This window comes from Mesorhizobium sp. C372A (genome assembly GCF_030323245.1).
Classification (GTDB): Bacteria; Pseudomonadota; Alphaproteobacteria; order Rhizobiales; family Rhizobiaceae; genus Mesorhizobium.
The window spans coordinates 2,794,356-2,819,098 of the sequence record NZ_CP100475.1 but is presented as its reverse complement, the minus strand read 5'-3'; the positions used below and the strand labels follow the sequence as shown (position 1 = coordinate 2,819,098).

The window sequence follows — 24,743 nt, the reverse complement described above, 5'->3', positions numbered from 1 at the left end:
CCGGCACTTTCCCGCCAAAACAAGCCGGTTTATCGATTTATCAGAGACATCAGCGTTGCCGAAATGTCACACATCGGGACCATCGAAACGCATTTCCACATCAGAGTGAATTAAAAAAGCGTGGGATCGATTGACATTTGTGCATCGCACAATAAATTTGTTCTCGGACAGGTTTTCCTGTCCATGCCCTCCTTGGGCGTTTCCTCCCTAGACTTCGACCGTGTCGTGCAAACGATGCGGTCTTTTTTTACGCTGCGGGATGGCCAGCGCGGGATTGCATGAACAGCCGCCGCTCCGGCGTCATTCGGCGGCCAGCGGCAGGTCGATGAAGTGGTGGTCGGGCATCGCCATCAGGTCGGCCGAAAAGCGCGCCATATCGTCGGCCAGCGCATCGAAGCCGGCCGATTTCTGGAACGTCCGCTCATTCATGTAGAGGCCGCGATTGACCTCGATCTGCAGCGCATGCAGATGGCGCGCCGGCCGGCCGTAATGCTCGGTGATGAAACCGCCTGCATAGGGTTTGTTGTGGGCGACGGTGTAGCCCATGCCGATGAGCAGGCCGATCGCCGTCTCGGTCAGGGCCGCCGTGGCCGAGATGCCGAAACGGTCGCCGACGATGAAATCCGGCCGCAGGCCGCTGTCGCCCACCCTGATGCTCGCCGGCATCGAATGGCAGTCGATCAGCACGGCATAGCCGAACCTGGCATGGGTTCTGGTCAATAGCCGCTTCAGCGTCTCGTGATAGGGTTTGTAGACCGCCTCTATGCGCTGGACGGCCTCCGCCAGCGGCAGACGGCCGGAATAGATGTCGAGCCCCTCGCCCACCAGCTTGGGCACGGTGCCGAGCCCGCCGGCGACACGCGCCGAGCGGATGTTGCAGAAGGACGGCACCGGCTCGGCGAACATGCGCGGGTCGAGTTCCCAGGGTTCGCGGTTGACGTCGAGGTAAGCGCGCGGAAAATTCGCCGCCAGCATCGGCGCGCCCAGCACCACCGCGCTGCCGAACAGCTCGTCGACATAGCAATCCTCGGAGCGGCGGATGGCGTTCCGGTCGAGCCGCGCCATGGCCAGGAAGCGGTCTGGATAATAGCGGCCGCTATGCGGTGAGTTGAAGACGAAGGGAACGCGCTGCTCGGCGCCCGATCGGATTTCGAAGGGTGGAACGACCGAAAAATCTTCGGCTGCCGTCGTCAATTTGAACGAACCCGGAAACAGCAATGCATCATGATGGGAAACTGCCACCTCATCGGCCGCATGTCCAGCATTTCGGCATGTCAGGAACCGCGTCAAATCAGGATTAATGCCGCCAACGTTCACTTGATGTTTACCGTCAGCTCCTCATATACAGGATGGTTAACGGGCTTGCCGGACGGCAGGCTTGGCTGGGGTGATTCGGACGGGACAAGATGGCACGCATTCTGCTGGCGGAAGACGACGACGACATGCGCCGGTTCCTGGTCAAGGCACTGGAGCGGGCCGGCTACCACGTCAGCGATTTCGACAATGGCGCCAGCGCCTACGAGCGGCTGCGCGAAGAACCTTTCTCCCTGCTGCTGACCGATATCGTCATGCCGGAGATGGACGGCATCGAACTCGCCCGCCGCGCCACCGAGATCGATCCCGACCTCAAGGTGATGTTCATCACCGGTTTCGCGGCCGTCGCGCTTAACCCCGATTCCAAGGCGCCGAAAGACGCCAAGGTGCTGTCCAAGCCCTTCCACCTGCGCGATCTCGTCAACGAGGTCGAAAAAATGCTGCAGGCCGCCTGAAGCGCGCACAGTGTGATCTCGCCGCTTCGTCGGCGGCGCGACAAAACGAGCCTTTCTTTCCCTTTTCCGGCTATTGACGCGCTGGACCAAAAATGGTGTATGCGCGGCTTCGGATGGGCGTGTAGCTCAGCGGGAGAGCACTGCATTGACATTGCAGGGGTCACAGGTTCAATCCCTGTCACGCCCACCATCCTTTCGATAACTTGGCCAAGCCCGTTCTTGGCGCACCCCTTCGACAACTTAGCCGGTAAGGCGGCCACCGCTTGTGGCAGCCGCCTCGTTCAAACGCGACGCGCTTTAGACGTGGTGCGGGCTTAGCGTCCTTGAAGGCGCAGGCTCGATGCCGTCCTCCATAAGAATATCCTTCTTGCGAGCGAACGCGACGAAGACGCCTCGTGCTGTCTCGGGTTCCACATCACCAATCAGAGCGGCTTTGCAAGCGCGAATAGCAGCTCTCTGCTCCGGGCTGTTGCCACACCATTCGGCTGCGAATTGATAAGCATCCGCGACCGTGTTGAGTTGGCGGGGAAAGCCCAATCCCACCCACACCCGGACTGGCTTTTCAAAAGGTTTCGATAGCATCATGACCTCCTTTCCTAATGCATGTCACCCAGAAGTGTGCCGCGGTTCTGGGACAACGACATGCATCAAAACAAAGACTTAAAGCGTGTCGCATGAATCCGTTTCAGCGCGACGCGCTTAGGCAGTCACTCCTCCGCCTTCGCCACCTCTGCCCATCATCCACGGCATTGTCGTGGATACTTCTTCAAGGATTCTGGCTGCTTTCGCAAAACCGCTGAACGCTTCTCTGGCTGCGGAAAGCGGATAATCGCTATCGAAAGCTCGCTGGCAGGCCCGCAATGCGGTTTGGTGAATGGGGCCGCGCCTGTCCTTTGGCCATTCATAGAGGAACTCCAGAGCATCCTCGAGACACGTGATTTCCTGAACAAGGTTGTCGCCGCTTTTCACGAACACGGCGCTGTCGAACATCCGATCGTTCATATGATCCTCCAAATCGAACGAACCATTGAGTTTCATGGTTTGCGCGGTCTAGGCCAACTGCGGGCGCGCTACAGAGGCGCGCCAGTACGTCCTGCAGTGATCATCTTCGTTTCTCCGCAATCACGGCCTCCCGGCCGAAACCGGGAGGCGGACCCGCAGTTCAAAGTGACAGATCTCGACAGGATTACGCGGCTTTACGCGCGCGGTCCGTGTCTTGCGTGATCTGAGTGGCGGCCGTCGGCGTGTCGCCGACGCCGATGCTAATGCGGCGCGGCTTCAGCTCTTCGGGAATCTCACGGACGATGTCGATCGAGAGGAGGCCATTCTCCAGTTTGGCTGCCTTGATCTTCATGTGGTCGGCAAGCTTGAACGTCTGCCTGAAACTGCGATAGGCGATGCCCTGGTGCAGCAGCTGGCGTCCGCTCTGATCATCAGCTTTCTGGCCTACCACGACCAGTTCGGGTCCATGCTGGGTCAGCTCAACCTCATCCTGGCTGAAGCCTGCGATGGCCATCGAGATACGGTAATCGTTCTCGTCGACCTTCTCGATGTTATAGGGCGGCCAGTCTGGACGCGTGCCGCTGTCGAGCATGTCGAAAAGCCGGTCGAAACCGACGGTGGTCCGATAGAGGGTATCAAAGGTTCTCATAGCCACATCCTCCTTGAAGCAACATGGGTACAAGGGCGCCGCCCCAGCGGCGCCGCCATTTTTTGCCGAGCCTTATGGCCTTGGCGGAAATCGAATTAGGAGGCGCCCCAAATGAGTTCAAGAGCATCTCGAATTTTTTTTAGTAGCATCCTTCGCATCGACGGAAAGCGAAATCTGAGTTTCTACGGGACCTTCCCTTCGAACAGTCGAACAGCCCCTTGAAGTACAGATCCGGCGGGAAGTTTTCGCGCGATCTGCGCGACCGCATCGTCTACTGCCCCGCCGTCCCGTTTCGTATTCAAATGCCGGCCAGCAAGGAACCGGGTAGCGGCCTTCCGATCCGTAAATCCACCCTGTCGGGGCGAAACGTCCCGGCACGTGCCGGGACGTTTCTGGCTCGCGGATCACTGTGGCCGCGGATCGGGCCTGTCGGGCTTGTCATGAGGGGTGTTGTTGCCTTCACGGCACGGTGTGCCGATGCCGCAGCATTTGCCGTTGTAGGTGACACCGGGCTTGGTCTTCTCGCATTCCCTCGGCGGTGCCGTCTGACACCCTGCCAGCACCGAAACCGCGATGGCGGCGAGAAATGCGTTTCTTGAAGTGATAAACATTGACGTTCTCCTTGATGGACCGTGTTTGCTACACACCGCTTGGTCGCGGGCGGCAGCGAAATGGTTCAAGGAAAATTGGAATCAGGCCGCGCCGAGGCGGACATCACCCTTCTCAATATGGGTGAGAAACCACGCATATGTCTGTTCCAATCCATCGCGAAGCGCGTAGCGCGGGCGCCATCCCGTCGCAAACAGCCGCGAAACATCCATCAACTTGCGCGGCGTGCCATCTGGCTTGGTCGTATCGAAGGCGATATCAGCCTCGACGCCGGCGACCGATGCGACGGTCTGGGCAAGCTCGGCAATGGTGACATCCTCGCCCGAACCGACATTGACGTGGCTGTCGCCGGCATAATTCTTCAACAGCCAGACCAAGGCATCGGCGGCGTCGTCGACATGCAGGAATTCACGCCGTGGCGTGCCCGAGCCCCAGACCTCGAGGCTGTTGCCGCCGCTCAGCGCCAGTGCATGCGCCTTTCGCATCAGGGCCGGCACGACATGGCTGGACTGGAGATCGAAATTGTCGCCAGGACCGTAAAGGTTGGCCGGCATCGCCGAGATGTAGTCGACGCCATGCTGGCGCCGATAGGCCTGGCACAGTTTGAGCCCGGCGATCTTGGCGATCGCATACCATTCATTGGTGGGTTCGAGCGGACCGGTCAGCAGCGCGTCTTCCCTGATCGGCTGCGGCGCGAGCTTTGGATAGATGCAGGACGAGCCGAGAAACAAAAGCTTGCCGACCTCGCTGCGAAAGGCGCCGTCAATGACATTGCCCTGCATAACCAGGTTTTGCTGCAGGAAATCGACAGGGAACCGGTCATTGGCCAGGATACCGCCGACTTTGGCGGCCGCCATCACCACCGCATCCGGCCTGTGCTCGGCCATCCAGCGCCGCACCCCTGCCTGGTCGAGCAGGTCGAGCCTGTCGCGCGATACGGTGAGTATCTCGCAGTCCTCGCTCGCCAGCCGGCGCACGACGGCCGAACCGACCATGCCACGATGCCCGGCGACGAAGACACGCTTGCCCTTCAGTTCAAATGTCGCGTCCATCGGCCTGCCTCACGCAGAACGGCTGTTCTGCCGCGTGCCGCCGGCGGTGCGCGCCAGATCGGCCTGCACCATTTCCGCCACCAGATCCCTGAAGCCGGTCGTGTGCGACCACCCCAGCCTGGCTTTGGCCTTGGCGGAGTCGCCGAGCAGCAGGTCGACCTCGGTCGGCCGGAAATAGCGCGGATCGATGCGCACCAGGACAGTGCCCGAACCGGCATCGACACCGACTTCATCGACACCCTCGCCTTGCCAGCGGATGGTGCGCCCGGTCTCGGCAAAAGCCAGTTCGACGAATTCGCGCACCGAATGCGCCTCACCGGTCGCCAGCACGAAATCGTCGGCTTCGCTGTGCTGCAGAATGCGCCACATGCCCTCCACATAGTCGCGCGCATGGCCCCAGTCACGCCTGGCGTCGAGATTGCCGAGATAGAGCGTGGCCTGAAGGCCGTGATGGATCGAGGCGACGGCCCGCGTGATCTTGCGGGTGACGAAGGTTTCGCCGCGTGTCGGGCTTTCGTGGTTGAACAGGATTCCGTTGGCGGCGAACATGCCGTAAGCCTCGCGGTAGTTGACCGTGATCCAGTAGGCGTAAAGCTTGGCCGCGGCATAGGGCGAGCGCGGATGGAAGGGCGTCGCCTCGCTTTGCGGGACCTCGCGCGCCTTGCCGTAAAGCTCCGACGTCGATGCCTGATAGAAGCGCACCGACTTCTCCAGGCGCAGGATGCGGATCGCCTCGAGCAGCCTGAGTGTTCCCAGCGCATCGGCATTGCCGGTGTATTCCGGCGTCTCGAAACTCACCTGGACATGACTCTGGGCGCCGAGATTGTAGATCTCACCGGGCTGTGTCTCCTGCACCAGGCGAATAAGGTTGGTCGCGTCGGTCAGGTCGCCATAATGCAGGAAGAAACGCGCACCGCGCTCGTGCGGATCGACATAGATGTCGTCAACGCGCTCGGTGTTGAACGAGGACGAGCGGCGTTTGACGCCATGGACAATATAGCCCTTCTGCAGAAGCAATTCTGCGAGATAGGCCCCGTCCTGCCCGGTAACCCCGGTGATGAGCGCCACTTTTTCCGTCATTGCCGCTCCGTCCGCATCCAATCCCGGCAACCGAATACAGATTTGGCGCGAGAACGCAAATCCCCCATACGGGGGACAGGTTTCAGCCAGCGATTGTGTCGTTCTCAGGCACCTGCAACCGCGCAGAAATGCTTCATCCTGGCCAGCGCAAGCTCGGGATCGGCGAGCAACCCTGCCTGGTCGGCAAGGCGGAAGATGTCGGCATAGTGCAGGATGCCGCGCGCCGACTGCATGCCGCCGACCATGGCGAAATGGTCCTGATGGCCGTTGAGCCAGGCAATGAAGACGATGCCGGCCTTGTAATACTCCGTCGGCGCCTCGAAGATCTTGCGCGACAACGGCACTGTCGGCGCCATCAGCGCGTCAAAGCCGGCGCGGTCGCCGTCAGCCAGTTTCGCGAGCGCCGCACTGGCGACCGGCGCGATGGCGTCGAATATGCCGAGCAAGGCGTGCGAGTGCCGCTTCCCGTCGCCGGCAATCAGTTCGGGATAGTTGAAATCGTCGCCGGTGAACATGACGACGCCTTCCGGCAACCGGTTGCGCAAGGCAACTTCCTTGCCGGCATGGAGCAGGGAAATCTTTATCCCCTCGACCTTGCCGGCATGACGCTCGATGATGGCGACGACGGTGTCGAGCGCGGCCTCGAAATTGCCGCTGCCCCAATAACCTTTCAGTGCAGGATCGAACATGTCGCCCAGCCAGTGCAGGATGACCTTGCCGGATGCCTGGCTGAGGATGCGATCGTAGACCCTGATATAGTCGTCCGGACCCTTTGCGACCGCTGCCAGCGCCCGGCTGGCCATCATGATCGCCTTGCCGCCCTCGCCTTCAATGAAAGCGAACTGCTCCTCATAGGCGGCGATCACATCTTCGAGTGATCTCGAATTGGCCGGCGCCAGATGATCGGTGCCGGCGCCCGAGGCGAGGTCTGCGCCTTCGACGCTGCGCGCCTCGGCGATCGAGCGCCGGATCAATTCCTGCGCATTCGCCCAGTCGAAACCCATGCCGCGCTGCGAGGTGTCCATCGCCTCGGCGATGCGGAAGCCAAGCCGCCACAAATGATGCCGAAACGCCATCGTCTTGTCCCAGTCGACCGCAGGCTTCGACCAGGGGTCGGTCATCGCGAAAGGGTCGGCGACGACATGGGCCGCGGCATAGGCGATGCGCGGGAAAACTGCACCGATTACGGGCTCGACCGGACTGCCCGCGAGCTTGTAGCTGACGCGGCCGCCATTCTGCGTAGGCAGGGTGATATCCATGGCAACCTCCGTTTTCGGCACCCTATAAATGGAACGTTCCAATAAATCAAGGAACTTTATGATTCCGGCGATTGAACTGGGCCAAACGTTGAAGAAGGCTAAGAGTCCTTGCTAGGAACCACATTCATCACCTTTTCGATCTCCGCAAGAATCCCGATTGACTCTCGTTTGGCAGAGTGATTAGAACGTTCCAATAGATTTTCTCATTCAGGCGGAGGAAACCACCGACATGGCCAGCCGGGCCAAGGCAACGATCCTGGACATCGCCCGCGAGGCTGGCGTGTCCAAATCGACGGTGTCGCTTGTGCTGCAAGGCTCAGGGCTGATCCGGCCTGAAACCGCGGTCAAGGTTCGCAAGGCGATCGAGGATGTCGGATATGTCTACAACCGCGGCGCCGCCAATCTGCGCAAAGCCCATTCCAACGTCATCGGCATGGTCATCAACGATCTCACCAACCCCTTTTTCGCCGAGCTGGCGGTCGGCATGGAGCGCGTCTTCCAGTCGGCCGGCATCGTGCCCTTCATCGCCAACACGGCGGAGAACCCGGTGCGCCAGGAAGAAGTGCTGAAGTCGCTGATGGAACAGGGCGTCGCAGGCCTGATCGTGTCACCGGCACGCGGCACCACGCCGGGCGCCTTCCGTCGCCTCGAGATGGCGGGCGTGCCGGTCGTCTTCGCCATGCGCCGCCTGCCGGACAGCCGCATCCCGGTGATCGCTCCTGACAACCATCGCGGCGCGTATCTCGCCGCCGCCCATCTGATCGGCAAGGGCCATCGCCGGCTGGCCTTCTTCGGCGGCACCTCCGACCTGGTCGTCTATCAGGAGCGCCTGGGCGGTTTTCGTGAAGCTTGCGAAACATTGGGCATTGCCAGGCGCGACGTGCTTGTCGTCGAAGGCGAGACCAGCCGCAGGGGCGGCATCGCGTGCCTGGAAACCGCCCTTGCCATGGCCGAGCCGCCGACGGCGGCACTGTGCTTCAACGATGCCGTCGCCTTCGGCGTCATGCTGGCGCTGCGCAAGCGCGGGCTGGAGCCCGGCGCGGACTTTGCCGTCGTCGGCTTCGACGACGTGGTCGAGGCCGGGCATTATATGCCGGCGCTGACCAGCGTCTCGGTCGACACACCCGGCCTCGGTGAACGCGCCGCCCACGTCATGCTGAAGATGATCCAGTCGCGCACCACGCATGCCGAGGACCATATCGGCGCCGTCAATCTGGTCGTCAGGGACAGCTGCGGTCCCGGTCGCCGCGCCCAGAACACATCAGCAGGAATGGGAGACGCGGCATGAGCGTCAGATGGGGACTGATCGGCGCCAGCACGATCGCCAAACAGTTCATGATCAACGCCATCCGCGCACAAAAGGATGGCGAGATATCAGCGGTGATGAGCTCCAACCCGGAGCGCGCCAAGACCTATGCCGCAGAAAACAACATTCCTCTCGCCGTCTCGACGCTTGACGATTTGCTCGGCGCCGACATCGACGTCGTCTACATCTCGACCACCAATGAACTGCATCTCGAACAGGCGCTGGCCGCGATAAAGGCGGGAAAGCATGTTCTGTGCGAAAAGCCGCTGGCGCTGAACAGCACTGATGCGCGCACGATGGTCGCCGCCGCCAAGGAAGCCGGCGTGGTGCTTGGCACCAACCATCATCTGCGCAATGCCGGCGCCCACCACGCCATGCGCGACGCCATATCAGCCGGCCGCATCGGCAAGCCGATTGCCGCGCGTGTGTTCCATGCCGTCTATCTGCCGGAGAACCTGCAGGGCTGGCGCATCACCAGACCGGAAGCCGGCGGCGGCGTGGTGCTCGACATCACCGTGCACGATGCCGACACGCTGCGCTTCGTGCTCGGCGACGACCCGATCGAGATTTCGGCCTTCACCCAGTCGGCCGGCATGGCCGGCAGCGGGCTGGAAGACGGTGCCATGTGCATCTGGCGCTTCAGGTCCGGTTTGATTGCCCAGTCGCATGAAGGCTTCACAACCAAGTTCGCCGATACCGGCTTTGAGGTGCATGGTTCCGAAGGTTCGCTGATCGCAAAAAATGTGATGACGCAGAAGCCAGTCGGCTCGGTGCTGCTACGCACCGCCAAAGGCGAGGAAGAACTGAGCTTCGACCGAGAAGACCTCTACGCCAGGTCGCTGCGCCAGTTCCATGCCGCCATGCGTGGAGAAGGCCAGCCCTCCGCCACCGGCGAGGACGGCGTCTGGTCGCTGGCCTCAGCCGAAGCAGCGTTGCAGTCGGCAAAGTCCGGCAAGGCCGTCACTATCGATCCGAAAGGTGTTGTGTGAGCAAGCTCGTCTCCGCCGCTGAAGCAGCAAGCCTCATCACGGACGGCATGACCGTCTCCGTCTCGTCGTCGAGCGGCCTTGGCTGCCCTGACGCCGTCCTGGCTGCCATCGGCGAGCGCTTCGACGCCGAAGGCCATCCGAAAGACATCACCACGCTGCATCCGATCGCCGCCGGCGACATGTATGGCATCAAGGGCATCGACCATCTGGCCAAGCCCGGCTTGTTGAAGCGCACGCTCTGCGGCTCCTATCCCTCAGGCCCCTCCTCGTCCGAGCCGCCGCAGATATGGAAGATGATCGGCGACAATTCGGTCGCCGCCTACAACGTGCCCTCCGGCATCCTGTTCGACATGCACCGCGAGGCCGCCGCCAAGCGGCCGGGCGTGCTGACCAAGGTCGGCCTCGACACTTTTGCCGACCCGCGCCACCAGGGCTGCGCCATGAACGCGGCGGCAAGCGAGCCGATCGTCTCGGTGCAGCAGTTCGACGGCGAGGAATGGCTCTATTTCCGCTCGATCGTGCCCAACGTTTCGATCATCCGCGCCACCACCGCCGACGAGCGCGGCAACCTCACTTACGAGCATGAAGGCGCCTATTTGGGCGGCCTCGAACAGGCGCTCGCCGCCCGCAACAATGGCGGCATCGTCATTGCGCAGGTCAAGCGCGTCGTCGAGAACGGCACGCTGAAGCCGCATGACGTGCGCGTGCCCGGCGTCCTGGTCGACCACATCGTGGTGGCGCCGGACCAGTTGCAGACGACGTTGACGCCTTACGACCCGGCGATTTCGGGCGAGATCTTCCGGCCGTTGTCCAGCTTCCGCAACGCTGAGATGAACGTCCAGAAAGTAATCGCGCGCCGCGTCGCCATGGAATTGCGCGACGGCATGGCGGTCAATATCGGCTTCGGCATCTCGGCAAACGTGCCGCGTATCCTTCTCGAGGAAGGCCAGCACGGCAAAGTCACCTGGGTGATCGAGCAGGGCGCCGTCGGCGGCGTGCCGCTGCTCGACTTCAAGTTCGGCTGCGCTTCCAATGCCGAGGCGATCATGCCCTCGCCGCACCAGTTCATCTATTTCCAGGCCGGCGGCTTCGATGCCTCGCTGCTCTCCTTCTTGCAGATCGACCGCCATGGCTCCGTCAACGTGTCGAAACTCTCGGCCCGGCCACATGTCACCGCCGGGGCCGGCGGCTTTGTCGACATCACGGCACGGGCGAAAAAGATCGTCTTCTCCGGCTTCTTCAATGCCGGCGCAAAACTGTCGCTCGCCGATGGCGGCATCCGCATCGATGCAGAAGGCAAGGTCAAGAAGGTGGTCAACGAGGTCGAACACATCTCCTTCTCCGGCAAGCGCGCCGTCGCGCAAGGGCAGGACATCACCTACGTCACCGAGCGCTGCGTGATGAAGCTGACGCCGGACGGTCTGATGGTGACGGAACTGGCGCCCGGCATCGACCTCGAACGCGATGTGCTGGCGCAGTCAGAGATTCCGCTCGGCATCGCCAACGATCTCAAGGTCACGCCGGCGGCTCTCTATCAGGACCGGCCGATCGGCCTGTCGCTGAATGGTGGCGCTTCGCTCGGAGGCGCGCATGGCTGAGCGCCTCGTCACCTTCGAGCAGGACGGCGCCATCGGCATCGTCACGCTGCGCCGGCCGGAGAAGTTCAACGCGCTGGACATTCCGATGCTGCGCGCGCTCGAGACAGCGCTCGACGAAGCCGAAATGGCTGAAGGCGTGCGCGTCGTGCTGATCCGCGGCGAAGGCAAAGGCTTTTGCGCCGGCGGCGACGTCGAAGCCTGGGCACAAATGAGCGCTGCCGACTTTCAGGTGCAATGGGTGCGCTACGGCCACCGTGTCTTCGACCGACTGGCGCGGCTGCGGCAGCCGACCATCGCGGTGCTTTCCGGCCATGCGCTGGGTGGCGGGCTGGAGCTGGCGGTCGCCTGCGACTTCCGTGTCGCCGAAACGCAGGTGAAGCTCGGCTTTCCCGAGACATCGATCGGCGTCGTCCCCGGTTGGTCCGGCACGCAGCGCGCCGTGCGCCGCTTTGGGGCCCAGATCGTGCGCCGCATGGCACTCGGCGGCGAGCTCTTTGCCGCCTCCGACGCGCTTGCCCTCGGCGTCGTTGACCGCGTGGTCGAGACCGGCCAGGCGCTGGCAGAGGCCAGGACTTGGGCCGAAAAAATCGCCGGGCGCGGGCCGCTCGCAACCGAAGCCGCCAAGCTGATGATCGCAGTCGCCGAAGGCGAGGAAAGTGCGGCCGCCACCGAGGCGCTCGCGAGCGGCTTCGTTGCGCTGACCGGCGACGTCAAAGCCGGCGTGAGCGCCTTCAAGGCCAAGCAGAAGCCGGCCTTTTCAAGATCCTAGAGAAAGCATGATGAACGCACCGCTCAACATTTCCATGCCGGCCGAGGCGTCCAAGGCGCCGAAGGCTTACAAGCTCCTGATCGACGGCAAGCATGTCGATGCCCGTGACGGCCGCACGATTGCGCGCAACAGCCCCGGCCATGGCTTCACCGTTTCGCGCTATGCGCAGGCCGGCGAGGCCGAGGTGGAGGCGGCCATGCAGGCCGCGCACAAGGCATTCGAGACCGGCCCGTGGCCGCGCACGAAGGCGGCCGAGCGCGCCGCGATCTTGCTCAAGACGGCTGACCTGATCGAGGCCCAGCTCGAAGACATCGCCCGCCTCGATGCGCTGGAATCCGGCAAGCCGATCGCCCAGGCGCGCGGCGAGATCGGCGGCGCCGTCGACATCTGGCGCTATGCCGCCTCGCTCGCCCGCACGCTGCACGGCGAGAGTTACGCCAATCTCGGCGACGCCATGCTGGGCGTGGTGCTGCGCGAGCCGATCGGCGTCGTCTCGATCATCACCCCGTGGAATTTCCCGTTCCTGATCGTCAGCCAGAAACTGCCCTTCGCGCTCGCCGCCGGCTGCACCGCGGTGGTCAAGCCGAGCGAAATGACCTCGGCCTCGACCTTCGTGCTCGGCGACATCCTGATGCAGGCCGGCCTGCCCGCGGGCGTCGTCAACATCCTGGCCGGCCTCGGCGCCGATGTCGGGGGGCCGATGGTCAGCCATCCGCTGGTCGAGATGGTGTCGTTCACCGGCTCTACCCGCGTCGGCAAGATGACCATGGCTTCCGCCGCGCAGTCGCTGAAGAAAGTCTCGATGGAGCTCGGCGGCAAGAACGGCCAGATCGTCTTCCCCGATGCCGATCTCGAGGCGGCCGCTGACGCAGCAGTGTTCGGCGGCTTCTTCAACGCCGGCGAATGCTGCAATGCCGGCAGCCGGCTGATCGTGCATGAAGCCATCGCCGACGATTTCCTCTCCACTGTCAAGGCCCTGACCGCCAAGGTAACGGTCGGCGACCCACTCGACGACCGAACCAAGGTTGGCGCGATGATTTCCGCCGACCATCTGACCAAGGTGGCGGATTACGTCGTGGCGGCAGCAAAAGACGGCAGCAATGTCTATTGCGGTGGCGGCCAGCTGGCGTCCAATGCCGGCCAGTATCTCGATCCGACCATCATCCGCGGCGTTACCGAAGACATGGCTATTGCGCGCGAGGAAGTGTTCGGCCCGGTGCTCACCGTGCTGACTTTTGGATCGATTGAAAAGGCATTGCACATCGCCAACAACACGCCCTATGGTCTGTCGGCAGGGGTGTGGAGCGCCAGCATCGACACTTGTATGTCGGTGGCGCGTGGTGTGCGTTCGGGGACCGTTTGGGTGAACACATTCATGGAAGGCTTTCCCGAGTTGCCATTCGGGGGCTACAAGCAGTCCGGCATCGGACGCGAACTCGGCAAACGCGCTGTCGAGGATTATACCGAGGAAAAGACAATCCAGTTTCATCGCGGCCAGCGCACCGGTTGGTGGGTCGGCTGAGTTTGGAAGAACCCGGTGGGCTTCCACCGGTCGTGTAATGCAACAAGGGAGGTAGAACATGTTGCGCAAACTGCTTATCGGAACGGCTCTGGCGACGGCCTTTGCTTTCTCGGCCCATGCCGAGGACGTCAAGGAAGTGCAGATGCTGCATTGGTGGACGTCGGGCGGCGAAGCGGCTGCTCTCAACGTCCTCAAGGGCGACCTTGCCAAGGAAGGCTATGCCTGGAAGGACGTGCCGGTGGCCGGTGGTGGCGGCGACGCCGCCATGACTGCGCTGAAGGCGATGGTCGCGGCCGGCAATTACCCGACCGCGTCGCAGATGCTCGGCTACACCGTGCTCGACTATGCGGCGGCCGGCGTCATGGGCGACCTGACCGAGACGGCGAAGAAGGAAGGCTGGGACAAGTCGGTTCCGGCAGCCCTGCAGAAGTTCTCCGTCTATGACGGCAAGTGGGTCGCTGCTCCAGTCAACGTCCACTCCGTCAACTGGCTGTGGATCAACAAGGCGGTGATGGACAAGATCGGCGGCACCGAGCCAAAGACCTTCGACGACTTCGTCGCCCTGCTCGACAAAGCCAAGGCGGCTGGCGTCATTCCGCTCGCCCTTGGCGGCCAGAACTGGCAGGAAGCCACCATGTTCGACTCGGTTGTGCTGTCGACCGGCGGACCTGAGTTCTACAAGAAGGCCTTCAACGACCTCGACGACGAGTCCCTCAAGTCGGACACGATGAAGAAGTCGTTCGATAACCTCGCCAAGCTCGTCACCTATGTCGACCCGAACTTCTCGGGCCGCGACTGGAACCTTGCCACCGCCATGGTCATCAAGGGCGATGCCCTGGTGCAGGTGATGGGTGACTGGGCCAAGGGCGAGTTCAACGCCGCCAAGAAAACGCCGGGCACCGACTTCCTGTGCTATCGCTTCCCGGGCACGGAAGGCTCGGTGGTCTACAACTCCGACATGTTCGGCATGTTCAACGTTCCGGACGACCGCAAGGCCGCCCAGGTCGCGTTGGCCACCGCCACCCTGTCGAAGAGCTTCCAGTCGGCCTTCAACGTCGTCAAGGGTTCGGTTCCCGCCCGTACCGACGTTCCGGACACCGACTTCGACGCGTGCGGCAAGAAGGGCATCGCCGACCTGAAGGCTGCCAACGAAGGCGGCACACTGTTCGGCTCGCTTGCCCAGGGCTATGGCGCGCCTCCGGCGGTCGCCAATGCCTACAAGGACGTCGTTTCGAAGTTCGTCCACGGTCAGATCAAGACCTCGGACGAAGCCGTGACCGAACTGGTCAAGGCAATCGACGACGCCAAGTAAGCGCTGGCCAGAAATACACCTTCCCCGCTTCGGCGGGGAAGGTGTCACCTAAGGATTGGCCAGCTGGCGCAATTCCAGGAAAAGTGTGAGCGGTTTTCCGGCCGGAATTGCGTAAAAGAAAGAGTTAGAGAGGTTCGCCGTTTCCGTGAAACGGTGAAAGCACTCTTGAACACCATGCCGACCAGAGACCCGTATGCACGGGGCCGCCTTGCCGCCTGACGGCAGAGCTCGGACGACCCGAACGGGAGGAGCCTCATGAGCAGTGTAGCGACGACCCAGATCAAGCTGACACCCGAGCGGTCTCGCCCCTCCGTGCGCGCGCGACTGCAGGACGCGCTGCCGAAGATCGTGCTGGCGCCGAGCTTCGCCATCACCATCGTCTTCGTCTATGGCTTCATCCTGTGGACAGTCTATCTGTCCTTCACCAATTCCAAGACCTTCCCGTCCTATGTCATTACCGGACCACGCGCGTATCTACGGCTGTGGGGCTGGACGTTCGACTCCGACCCGCCATCGAGCTGGTACACGTCGATCGTCAATATGGGCATTTTTGGCTTTCTCTACATCGCCATCTGCCTGGCGCTCGGCCTGTTCCTGGCCATCCTGCTCGACCAGAAGATTCGCGGCGAAGGCGTGTTGCGGCCGATCTATCTCTACCCGATGGCGCTGTCCTTCATCGTCACCGGCGTCGCCTGGAAATGGTTCCTCGACCCCGGCCTCGGTCTTGAGCAGACCTTGCATCAGTGGGGCTGGACGAGCTTCCATTTCGACTGGATCAAGAACAAGGATTTCGTCATCTACACGGTGGTCATTGCCGGCGTCTGGCAGGCCTCCGGCTTCATCATGGCGATGTTCCTGGCCGGCCTGCGTGGCATTGACGGCGAGATCATGAAGGCGGCGCAGATCGACGGTGCCACCACCTTCCAGCTCTACCGCCGCATCGTCATTCCGCTGCTGCGGCCAATCTTCCTGTCGGCCTTCATCGTGCTCGCGCACCTTGCCATCAAGTCCTACGATCTCGTGGTGGCGCTGACCAGCGGCGGCCCCGGTGGCTCGGCCTGGCTGCCGTCCAACTTCATGTATGAGTACACCTTCAAGCGCAACGAAATGGCCGTCGGCTCGGCCAGTGCCGTGATCATGCTGATGACCATCGTCGCCATCATCGTGCCCTATCTCTATTCCGAACTGCGGGAGAAGCCGCGATGAGCGCTGTCGCCACCCCTGCCCGCCCCGCTGCTTCCCGGCAGGCCTCCGGCGGCATCAGCACCAAGACCCTCAACCGCATCGTCATCTACGGGCTTCTGGCGCTGTTTGCGCTGTTCTATCTGATGCCGCTGTTCGTCATGCTGGTGACCTCGTTCAAGACCATGGACGAGATCCAGAACGGCAACATGCTGGCGTTGCCCACGGCGCCGACCTTCGACCCGTGGCTGAAGGCCTGGGGCGAGACCTGCGTCGGCCTCACCTGCGCCGGCATCAAGGGCTATTTCTGGAACTCGATCAAGATGGTGGCTCCAGCCGTACTGATCTCGACCATGCTCGGCGCGCTCAACGGCTACGTCTTGACCAAATGGCGTTTTCGCGGCGCCACGCTGGTGTTCGGGCTGATGCTGTTTGCCTGCTTCATTCCGTTCCAGTCGGTGCTGCTGCCGATGGCGACCATCCTCGGCAGCCTGGGACGTTTCGGCGTGAAGCTGCAGAATGCGACGGGTACGAGTTTCGGTCTCGGCAATCCGACGGTCAACCTGGTCTTCGTCCATGTCGTCTACGGCATCGGCTTCACCACACTGTTTTTCCGCAACTATTACGAGGCATTCCCGAACGAGCTGATCAAGGCCGCACAGGTCGACGGCGCCTCCTTCTTCCAGATCTTCCGCCGCATCATGCTGCCGAACTCGATGCCGATCTTCGTCGTCACCGTCATCTACCAGTTCACCAACATCTGGAACGACTTCCTGTTCGCTTCGGCTTACGCCGGCACAGGCGACTCCATGCCGATGACGGTGGCGCTCAACAACGTCGTCAACACCTCGACCGGCGTCGTCGAATACAACGTCAACATGGCGGCCGCGATGATCGCGGCTCTGCCCACCCTGATCGTCTATGTCGTCGCCGGCCGCTATTTCGTGCGCGGGCTGATGGCTGGCGCGGTCAAGGGCTGATCAATTCGGAAGGAACGACCATGGCTTTTCTGGAAATTGATGGGCTGAAGAAGCGCTTCGGGAATGTCGAGATCCTGAAGGGCATCGATGTCGAGCTCGAAAAGGGCGGCTTCCTGGTGCTGGTCGGCCCGTCCGGCTGCGGCAAGTCCACCTTGCTCAACACGATTGCCGGCCTGGAGCAGATCACCGAGGGCGAAATCCGCGTCGACGGCCGCGCCATCAACGATCTGCACCCATCCAAGCGCGACATCGCCATGGTGTTCCAGAGCTATGCGCTCTATCCGAACATGACGGTGGCCGGAAACATCTCCTTCGGCATGGAGATGCGCGGCGTGCCGGCCGACGAACGCCAAAAGGCGATCGACAAGGTGGCCAAGGTCCTGCAGATCGGCCACCTCCTGCAGCGCAAGCCGAGCCAGCTTTCCGGCGGCCAGCGCCAGCGCGTCGCCATGGGCCGGGCGCTGGTGCGCGACCCCAAGCTGTTCCTGTTCGACGAGCCTTTGTCCAACCTCGACGCCAAATTGCGCGTTGACATGCGCATCGAGATCAAGCGCCTGCATGCCACCACCGGCACAACCATCGTCTACGTCACCCACGACCAGATCGAGGCGATGACGCTGGCTACCAAGATCGCCGTCATGCGCGACGGCGAGGTGCAGCAGTTCGGCACCCCGGCCGAGATCTACAACAACCCGACCAATTTGTTCGTCGCCGACTTCATGGGTTCGCCAGCGATGAACCTGATCCCGGCGACCATTGCCACGTCGGGCAATGCGCTGTCCGTCGTGTTGGAGCGCGAGGCGCGCGAGCCGATCACGCTGCCGATGGCCAACGCGCCGGCGGGTCTTTCGGCATTCCAGGGCAAGCCGATCATCTTCGGCGTGCGCCCGGAAGCGCTGACCGATCCGGAAGGTGCGGAACGCAACGCCTCCAACATTGCCACTGCCGACCTGCACATCGAAGTGGTCGAGCCGGCAGGGTCCGACACGTTCGCGGTGACCAACCTCGGCGGCAAGGGCGTGGTGGCGCGGTTGCGGGCCGACGCCAACATCCAGCCGGGCACCAGCACGCCGCTCGCCTTCAACCTGACCAAGGCCGTGTTCTTCGATCCGGCGACCGAACACCGCATCCGCTGATCGAGATGGTCAGCCCCGATATCGTCATCATCGGCTCCGGTATCGGCGGCGCTACGATCGCCTCCGGTCTGGCGGGCAGCGGTGCCTCGATCCTGATGCTGGAGCGCGGTGAGCCCTTGACGGCAACGCCGCATGCCCGCGACACGCGCTCCATCTTCGTCGACGGCCACTACCGTCCGAAGGAGATGTGGCGCGAGGCCGGCGGTGCGGCCTTCAACCCCGGCAATTACTACTATGTCGGCGGCAATTCGAAATTCTACGGCGCGGTGCTGATCCGCTACCGCAAAGAGGATTTCGCCGCCATGGAGCACTTCGGTGGCGTCTCGCCGGCATGGCCGTTTTCCTACGATGAATTCGAGCCTTGGTATTCGAAAGCCGAGCAGCTGTTTCGCGTCCGCGGCTCGCTCGGCGAGGACCCGACCGAACCGTTCCACTCGATCCCCTATGCTTTCAAGCCGGTGCCCGACGAAGCGCCGATTGCCCGCGCCCGCGCTGAGTTGAAAGCCCTCGGCCTGCATCCGGCCTCGCTGCCGCTCGGCGTCGACATCGACACCTGGCTGAAAGAGGGCAAGACCGGCTGGGACGCATTCCCCAATACCGCCCAGGGCAAGGTCGATGCGCAGACCGGACCGCTGACGGCTGCACTCAAGGACAGCAATATCCGACTCGAAACCGGCTGCCATGTCGAATATCTCGAAGCGTCGTCCGACGGCAAAAGCATCGCTGCCGTTCACTACCGTCAGAATGGCGAGCTGAAGAAAGTCGCGCCGAAGCTGGTCATCCTGTCCGCCGGCGCGGTCAATTCCGCCGTCATCCTGCTGCGCTCGCCGTCATCAGACGGCAAAGGCCTCGCCAACAGCTCCGACCAGGTCGGCCGCAATTTCATGAACCATAATTCGAGCGCCATGCTGGCGATCGATCCGCGCCGCAGGAACGACAGCGTCTACCAGAAGACGCTGATGCTGAATGACTACTATCTCTCCGACGGCAAAGGCGGCAAGCCGCTCGGCAACGTCCAGCTGCTCGGCAAGATCGACGGCAACATGTTGAAGGCCAACGTCAAACGCGTGCCGAAATTCGCGCTCGATTACATGGCCGGTCACGCCGTCGACTGGTATCTGATGTGCGAGGATCTACCCGATCCGGACAGCCGCATCATGGTCGACGGCAAGGACATCGTCATGCAATGGCGGCGCTCCAACATGCAGTCGCTGGACGGGCTGACCAAGGTGATGCGTGAGAACTTCCGCGCCTGCGGTTATCCCATCGTGCTGTCGCGTCCCTTCGACAAGCGCACGCCCTCGCACCAGTGCGGCACGGTGAAAATGGGCGATGACCCGGCGACGTCGCCGCTCGACCCGTATTGCCGTGCGTTCGATCACCAGAACCTGTTCGTCGTCGACGGGAGCTTCCTGCCGAACTCGGCTGCTGTGAATCCGGCGCTGTCGATTGCCGCCCAGGCGTTGCGCGTGGCCGAGCATATTCGCCGAACGGACCTCGCGGCATGATCCGCCCCGCAGCCATCGTCACCGGCGGCGCGCGCGGCATTGGACTGGCCTGCGCCGAGGCGCTGGCCGATGCAGGCTTCGACATTCTCGTCGCTGACCTGGCCAACGACCCCGCCAAACGGCTTGTTGAAAACATCATCGCGCGCCGCGCAAAGTTCGCTTACCACCGATGCGACATTGCCAGCCTTCCCGATCACGCATCACTTATCGACGCCGCCACACGCGCTTTCGGCCGAATCGATTGCCTCGTCAACAATGCCGGCGTCGGCGCCGTGGTGCGCGGCGATCTGCTGGAGCTGACGCCCGAAAACTTCGACCGTGCGCTCGGCATCAATCTGCGCGGCACCGTATTCCTTAGCCAGGCCGTCGCCAAGGCGATGCTGGCGGCTCCCAGCAATCATCCGCGCTCGATCATCACCATCACCTCGGTCAGCGCCGATATGGCCTCGCCGGAACGCGCCGACTACTGCATCTCGAAAGCCGGCCTTTCGATGTGGGTGAAGAACCTGGCGCTACGGCTTGCGCCGGAAAACATCGGCGTGTTCGAACTGCGGCCCGGCATCATTCGCACCGACATGACCGCGAGCGTATCAGCCAAATACGACGCGCTTATCGACAGCGGCCTGGTGCCGGCAAAACGCTGGGGCGAAGCATCGGACATCGGCGCCGTGGTGGCGACGCTTGCCGCCGGCAAGCTCGGCTTTTCCACAGGCTCGATTATCAATGTCGACGGCGCGCTCTCCGTGCCTCGACTGTAGGTGGATAGAGTTATGACCGACTACATCATCGTAGGTGCCGGCCCGGCCGGCTGCGTTCTGGCCAACCGGCTGAGCGAGGATCCAGCGAATTCCGTGCTGCTGCTCGAGGCCGGCAGCAAGGACTGGCACCCCTACATCCACATGCCGGCGGGCTTTGCCAAGATGACCAAGGGCATCGCTTCCTGGGGCTGGTCGACCGTGCCGCAGAGGCACATGCAGGACCGCGTCTTCTGGTATACGCAGGCGAAGGTGGTCGGCGGCGGCTCGTCCATCAATGCCCAGATATACACGCGCGGCAACGCTCGCGACTACGACGCATGGGAGAAGGAAGAGGGCCTCGCGGGCTGGGGCTATCGCGACGTGCTGCCCTATTTCAAGCGCGCCGAGAACAACCAGCGCTTCGCCAACGATTTTCACGGCGACCAGGGGCCGCTCGGCGTGTCGAACCCTATTTCGCCGCTGCCGATTTGCGAAGCCTATTTCCGCGCCGGCCAAGAGATGGGCATCCCCTTCAACCCGGATTTCAACGGCGCTAGCCAGGAAGGCGTCGGCTACTACCAGCTGACCCAGAAGGACGCCCGGCGCTCATCCGCTTCGGTCGCCTATTTGAAGCCCATCCGCGCCCGCAAGAACCTGACGGTCCGAACCGATGTGCTGGTCACCCGCATCGTCGTCGAGAAAGGCCGCGCCACCGGCGTCGAGATCGTCGACAAACCCGGCGGCGAGAAGACCATCATGCGCGCCGAGCGCGAAGTGATCGTCTCGTCCGGCGCCATCGGTTCGCCGAAGCTGTTGATGCAGTCGGGCATCGGCCCGGCTGATCACCTGAAATCGGTCGGCGTGACGCCGGTGCATGATCTGCCCGGTGTCGGCTCCAACATGCAGGACCATCTCGATTTGTTCGTCATCGCCGAATGCACCGGCGACCACACCTATGACAACTACGCCAAGCTGCACCGCACCGCGTGGGCCGGCTTGCAGTATCTGCTGCTGAAGAAAGGGCCGGTCGCCTCCAGCCTGTTCGAGACCGGCGGCTTCTGGTACGCCGATCCGACCGCCGCCTCGCCCGACATCCAGTTCCATCTGGGACTCGGCTCCGGCATCGAGGCCGGCGTCGAGAGGTTGAAGAACCCCGGCGTGACCTTGAACTCGGCCTTCCTGCGCCCGCGCTCGCGCGGCACGGTGCGGCTGAGCAGCGCCGACCCGGCCGACCACCCGCTGATCGATCCCAACTATTGGTCGGACCCTTATGACCGCGCCATGTCGATCAAGGGCCTCAGGCTTGCGCGCGAGATCATGCGGCAGAAGGCGCTTGCACCTTACGTGTTGCGCGAGGTGCTGCCCGGACCATCGCTCGCCAGCGACGACGAGCTGATCGACTATGCCTGCCGCACCGCCAAGACCGACCATCACCCCGTGGGCACCTGCCGCATGGGCCATGACGATATGGCGGTGGTCACACCGGACCTGCGCCTGCGCGGCATCGAGGGCCTGCGCGTCTGCGATGCCTCGGTGATGCCGCGCGTGCCTTCCTCCAACACCAATGCGCCGACCATCATGGTCGGCGAAAAAGGCGCCGACATCATCCTCGGCCGCGAGCCGCTTCCGCCGGCGGTGTTCTCCGGCAATCGGGCCGCATAGCCACTTAGGAGAACGAACCAATGATCAGACACTGCGTCTTCGTACGCTTCCGCAGCGATGTGCCCGCCACCGAGCGCACGGCAATCCACGCCGATCTCGAAGCACTGCGCTCTGTTGTCGACGGCATGGACACGGTCCATTTCAGCACCAATGTCAGCCCGGAGCCGTTCGCGCGCGGCTTCAGCCATGCCTTCACCATCGACTTCCGCGATGCCGCCGCCCGCGACGCCTATCTCGTGCATGAAGCGCATCAGCGCGCCGGCGCCCGATTGGTCGCAGCGCTCGAAGGCGGCACCGACGGGCTGATGGTGTTCGATCTCGACATTACGAAAAAGTGACCGCGCTTCTTTCGAAAGCCGGCTGACGCCTGTTCTCTTTTGCGCCCCAAGGAACATATCGTTCCCCGGGGGCGTTTAGGAGGAACGTCGTGGCTCTCACCGCGCAGAAGAAGAAAACCGTCCTTGCCTCCTTCCTCGGCTGGACGCTCGACGCTTTTGATTTCTTCCTTCTGACGTTCCTGCTCACCGATATCGCAACCGAATCCAACACTGACGTCCCGGCAGTCTCCAAAGCGTTGTTCCTGACGCTGGCGACACGCTTCATCGGCGCCTTCTTCTTCGGCAGGCTGGCCGACAAATATGGCCGCAAGCCCATTCTGATGCTCAACATCGTAAGCTATTCGGTGATCGGCGCGCTGGCTGCCTTCTCGCCCAATCTCGTGGCTACGCGCTGGCGCTGTTTGCCGGCGTGGTCGCCGTCTGCATCATCGTCGTCATCCGCTTCAGTACGGAACGGCGCGGACAGGTGATGACGGTGCTCGGCTGAAGTATCAGGCTCTCAGCCCAGTCTGAGGGCCACGACACCGGCGACGATGCCGAGCGCGGCGGCGCCGCGCCAGCCTGTCATCTTCTCGCCGAGCGCGAAAACCGAGATCATCATGGCAAACAGGATCGACGTCTCGCGCAACGACGCCACCGAGGCGATCGGCGCCTTGGTCATCGCCCACATGACGATCCAGTAGGCCGCGCCGCTGAGCACGCCGGTGAACAGGCCTGCCTTCCAGTCGCGCGCCAGCACGGGCAGCGCCTTGGGCCCGCGAAAGATGAGGCACAGCACCAGCGCCCACGTGGCATCGCAGATGAACAGCCATGCGGCATAGCTCGTTGCCGTTGCGGCCAGCCGCGCGCCGCTGCCGTCGGAGAGCGTGTAGCTGGATATGAAGATCGAAGTGCCGAGCGCAAAGCCGACCGCCCGCACATTGATCCGCTCCAGATGCGCGCCGCCGCGAAACGACATCACCAACGTGCCGGCCGACAGCAGCAGGATGCCGAGGATGGCGAAAGGCGCCGGCATCTCCTGCACCACGACAACGCCGCCGAGGGCGGTCAAAAGCGGCGCCGTGCCGCGCGCCAGCGGATAGGTCTGGGCGAAATCGCCGGCCTTGTAGGCGCCGATCAGGAAAGTCCGGTAGCCCATGTGGAAAATCACCGAGGCGATGATGAAAGGCCACACTTCGGCCTTCGGAAACTCGACGAAGGGCAGCACGAAAAGCGCGGCAAACCCCATGCCCAGTGTCATCAGCGTGATCGACAGGAAGCGATCGAGATGCACCTTGACCAGCGCGTTCCAGATCGCGTGCATGGCGGCGGCGGCAAGCACCGCGAAAAAGACGAAAAGCGTCATTGAGGGCTCACCGATCTCCTGAGCTCAAAGGCGTTTCGAGATCGATATCGATCCGGACCGGAAAATGGTCTGAAGCGATCTCGCCTATATCGGCACTGACCGAGCGCACACGGTCCGCGAACATACCGCCGACGAAGCAATGGTCGAGCCGGCGTTTTGCCACTTTCCCGTCGATCGTTTTCACATGGGTGTGGAAATCGGCAGCCGGCTCGCTAGCGACGGCAGCGGCATCAACAAAGCCGTCGAGATAAGCTGCCCCGCGATGATAGGGCGTGCTGCCGACGATGCGGCTGTATTCGGCGCTGCCCGGCTCCATGTTGAAATCGCCCATCCAGATCGCAGCTGTCGGGTTTTCCGGCTCGGCCTCGCCACTGGTCCAGTTGCGCGAAGGCTCATCGTCCGCGCCGCTCCACGGGCCGCCCTCGGACGGCGCGCGGCGATGCTCGGCCAAGAGATAGTCGATCTGCTCCAGACGCTCCTCCGCCGCGATATGGGCGAGATGCAGCGACAGGACCCTTACCGGTCCGGCCGGCGTGCGGATCATGCATTCGAGCGCGGCGTTGCGCGTGTTGAGCGGCCGCAGCGTGCGGCGCATGGGCAGCGCGTGCAGCCGCGACCAGGCGATCGGCAGCTTCGACAGCAGCATGGTGCCGAACTGGCGGCGGCGGTTGACGACCCGGCCGTCGCGCTGCTCACTGGCGTCCATGTCGAAGGCCGGGCCATAGACCCAGTAATAGCTAGGCAGCAGCTTGGACAGGACCTCCGGCTGGTCGTCCTCATTGGTGCGCTGCCAATGCCGCTCGACCTCCTGCAGCGCGATGATATCGGCGCCGTCGACCAGCTTGGTGCAGCGCGAAAGATCGTAACGGCCATCGCCGCCGAACCCGTACTGGATGTTGTAGCTGACCAGCTTCATTGCTTATCCGGCTCAATTTCGCT

At 62.8% G+C, this 24,743-nt stretch carries 25 protein-coding genes and 1 tRNA gene; 16 read left to right on the top strand and 10 right to left on the bottom strand.

What is annotated here, in order from left to right; genetic code table 11:
• Window positions 1–300: 300 nt before the first annotated feature.
• The gene (locus NLY42_RS13410; protein WP_023704024.1) at window positions 301–1,242 is read right to left on the bottom strand and encodes an N-formylglutamate amidohydrolase; all 942 of its coding nucleotides are present in this window, start codon (window positions 1,240–1,242) and stop codon (window positions 301–303) included.
• Between the two features lie 164 nt (window positions 1,243–1,406).
• Between NLY42_RS13410 and cpdR the strand changes: the two genes are divergently transcribed.
• On the top strand, window positions 1,407–1,769 hold the full coding sequence (gene cpdR, locus NLY42_RS13405; protein ID WP_023671195.1) for a cell cycle two-component system response regulator CpdR: 363 nt from the start codon (window positions 1,407–1,409) through the stop codon (window positions 1,767–1,769).
• A gap of 115 nt (window positions 1,770–1,884) precedes the next feature.
• A tRNA-Val gene (locus NLY42_RS13400) sits at window positions 1,885–1,959 on the top strand.
• A gap of 107 nt (window positions 1,960–2,066) precedes the next feature.
• Here NLY42_RS13400 and NLY42_RS13395 read toward each other — a convergent pair.
• The 7 genes from NLY42_RS13395 to NLY42_RS13365 all read right to left on the bottom strand — a co-directional run bounded on the left by NLY42_RS13395 (window position 2,067) and on the right by NLY42_RS13365 (window position 7,420).
• Entirely contained in the window at window positions 2,067–2,354 is a 288-nt protein-coding gene (locus tag NLY42_RS13395) for a DUF982 domain-containing protein (RefSeq protein WP_245260022.1), read from the bottom strand.
• 114 nt (window positions 2,355–2,468) lie between these two features.
• On the bottom strand, window positions 2,469–2,771 hold the full coding sequence (locus NLY42_RS13390; RefSeq protein WP_023683230.1) for a DUF982 domain-containing protein: 303 nt from the start codon (window positions 2,769–2,771) through the stop codon (window positions 2,469–2,471).
• Between the two features lie 184 nt (window positions 2,772–2,955).
• Entirely contained in the window at window positions 2,956–3,420 is a 465-nt protein-coding gene (locus NLY42_RS13385) for an Hsp20 family protein (protein WP_023671192.1), read from the bottom strand.
• Between the two features lie 404 nt (window positions 3,421–3,824).
• A complete protein-coding gene (locus NLY42_RS13380) occupies window positions 3,825–4,031 on the bottom strand; it encodes a hypothetical protein (protein ID WP_023710933.1) in 207 nt (68 codons plus the stop codon).
• An 81-nt stretch (window positions 4,032–4,112) separates the two neighbouring features.
• Entirely contained in the window at window positions 4,113–5,081 is a 969-nt protein-coding gene (gene fcl, locus NLY42_RS13375; protein ID WP_023755029.1) for a GDP-L-fucose synthase, read from the bottom strand.
• Between the two features lie 9 nt (window positions 5,082–5,090).
• Window positions 5,091–6,161: a GDP-mannose 4,6-dehydratase gene (gene gmd, locus NLY42_RS13370; RefSeq protein ID WP_023755030.1), complete on the bottom strand. Its 1,071-nt coding sequence runs from the start codon at window positions 6,159–6,161 to the stop codon at window positions 5,091–5,093.
• Between the two features lie 104 nt (window positions 6,162–6,265).
• Window positions 6,266–7,420, bottom strand: coding sequence for a dihydrodipicolinate synthase family protein (locus NLY42_RS13365; protein ID WP_023755031.1), 1,155 nt, complete (start codon window positions 7,418–7,420; stop codon window positions 6,266–6,268).
• A 229-nt stretch (window positions 7,421–7,649) separates the two neighbouring features.
• On the opposite strand from NLY42_RS13365, the gene NLY42_RS13360 reads away from it, so the two are divergent.
• The 14 genes from NLY42_RS13360 (at window position 7,650) to NLY42_RS13295 (ending at window position 22,929) form a co-directional block, all read left to right on the top strand.
• Window positions 7,650–8,708, top strand: a complete 1,059-nt coding sequence (locus NLY42_RS13360) for a LacI family DNA-binding transcriptional regulator (protein WP_023755032.1) — start codon at window positions 7,650–7,652, stop codon at window positions 8,706–8,708.
• Window positions 8,705–9,715: a Gfo/Idh/MocA family protein gene (locus NLY42_RS13355; protein WP_023755033.1), complete on the top strand. Its 1,011-nt coding sequence runs from the start codon at window positions 8,705–8,707 to the stop codon at window positions 9,713–9,715. The genes NLY42_RS13360 and NLY42_RS13355 overlap by 4 nt, the downstream gene beginning before the upstream one ends.
• A 47-nt stretch (window positions 9,716–9,762) precedes the next feature.
• A complete protein-coding gene (locus tag NLY42_RS13350; protein WP_502882208.1) occupies window positions 9,763–11,313 on the top strand; it encodes an acyl CoA:acetate/3-ketoacid CoA transferase in 1,551 nt (516 codons plus the stop codon).
• The gene (locus NLY42_RS13345) at window positions 11,306–12,082 is read left to right on the top strand and encodes an enoyl-CoA hydratase/isomerase family protein (protein ID WP_023755035.1); all 777 of its coding nucleotides are present in this window, start codon (window positions 11,306–11,308) and stop codon (window positions 12,080–12,082) included. Before NLY42_RS13350 ends, NLY42_RS13345 begins: the two co-directional genes overlap by 8 nt.
• A 10-nt stretch (window positions 12,083–12,092) precedes the next feature.
• Window positions 12,093–13,604 (top strand): aldehyde dehydrogenase family protein, encoded by a 1,512-nt coding sequence (locus NLY42_RS13340; RefSeq protein ID WP_023755036.1) that lies wholly within the window; start codon window positions 12,093–12,095, stop codon window positions 13,602–13,604.
• A 58-nt stretch (window positions 13,605–13,662) separates the two neighbouring features.
• Window positions 13,663–14,916: an ABC transporter substrate-binding protein gene (locus tag NLY42_RS13335; RefSeq protein ID WP_027049809.1), complete on the top strand. Its 1,254-nt coding sequence runs from the start codon at window positions 13,663–13,665 to the stop codon at window positions 14,914–14,916.
• Between the two features lie 255 nt (window positions 14,917–15,171).
• The gene (locus tag NLY42_RS13330; RefSeq protein ID WP_023671182.1) at window positions 15,172–16,122 is read left to right on the top strand and encodes a carbohydrate ABC transporter permease; all 951 of its coding nucleotides are present in this window, start codon (window positions 15,172–15,174) and stop codon (window positions 16,120–16,122) included.
• Window positions 16,119–17,078: a carbohydrate ABC transporter permease gene (locus NLY42_RS13325; RefSeq protein WP_023755037.1), complete on the top strand. Its 960-nt coding sequence runs from the start codon at window positions 16,119–16,121 to the stop codon at window positions 17,076–17,078. The genes NLY42_RS13330 and NLY42_RS13325 overlap by 4 nt, the downstream gene beginning before the upstream one ends.
• Window positions 17,079–17,098: 20 nt before the next feature.
• Window positions 17,099–18,214 (top strand): ABC transporter ATP-binding protein, encoded by a 1,116-nt coding sequence (locus NLY42_RS13320; RefSeq protein ID WP_023671180.1) that lies wholly within the window; start codon window positions 17,099–17,101, stop codon window positions 18,212–18,214.
• Window positions 18,215–18,219: 5 nt separating this feature from the next.
• Window positions 18,220–19,722, top strand: a complete 1,503-nt coding sequence (locus NLY42_RS13315; protein ID WP_023755038.1) for a GMC oxidoreductase — start codon at window positions 18,220–18,222, stop codon at window positions 19,720–19,722.
• A complete protein-coding gene (locus NLY42_RS13310) occupies window positions 19,719–20,480 on the top strand; it encodes a 3-ketoacyl-ACP reductase (RefSeq protein ID WP_023755039.1) in 762 nt (253 codons plus the stop codon). Before NLY42_RS13315 ends, NLY42_RS13310 begins: the two co-directional genes overlap by 4 nt.
• Before the next feature lie 12 nt (window positions 20,481–20,492).
• Complete coding sequence (locus NLY42_RS13305; RefSeq protein WP_023755040.1) at window positions 20,493–22,121, top strand: GMC family oxidoreductase; 1,629 nt, start codon at window positions 20,493–20,495, stop codon at window positions 22,119–22,121.
• Between the two features lie 20 nt (window positions 22,122–22,141).
• Entirely contained in the window at window positions 22,142–22,459 is a 318-nt protein-coding gene (locus NLY42_RS13300) for a Dabb family protein (RefSeq protein WP_023683219.1), read from the top strand.
• Window positions 22,460–22,548: 89 nt separating this feature from the next.
• Window positions 22,549–22,929, top strand: coding sequence for an MFS transporter (locus tag NLY42_RS13295; RefSeq protein WP_023683218.1), 381 nt, complete (start codon window positions 22,549–22,551; stop codon window positions 22,927–22,929).
• 29 nt (window positions 22,930–22,958) lie between these two features.
• On the opposite strand, the gene NLY42_RS13290 is transcribed toward NLY42_RS13295, so the two are convergent.
• Window positions 22,959–23,804, bottom strand: a complete 846-nt coding sequence (locus tag NLY42_RS13290) for an EamA family transporter (RefSeq protein ID WP_023755041.1) — start codon at window positions 23,802–23,804, stop codon at window positions 22,959–22,961.
• Between the two features lie 7 nt (window positions 23,805–23,811).
• Window positions 23,812–24,720: an endonuclease/exonuclease/phosphatase family protein gene (locus tag NLY42_RS13285; RefSeq protein ID WP_023671173.1), complete on the bottom strand. Its 909-nt coding sequence runs from the start codon at window positions 24,718–24,720 to the stop codon at window positions 23,812–23,814.
• Between the last annotated feature and the right edge of the window lie 23 nt (window positions 24,721–24,743).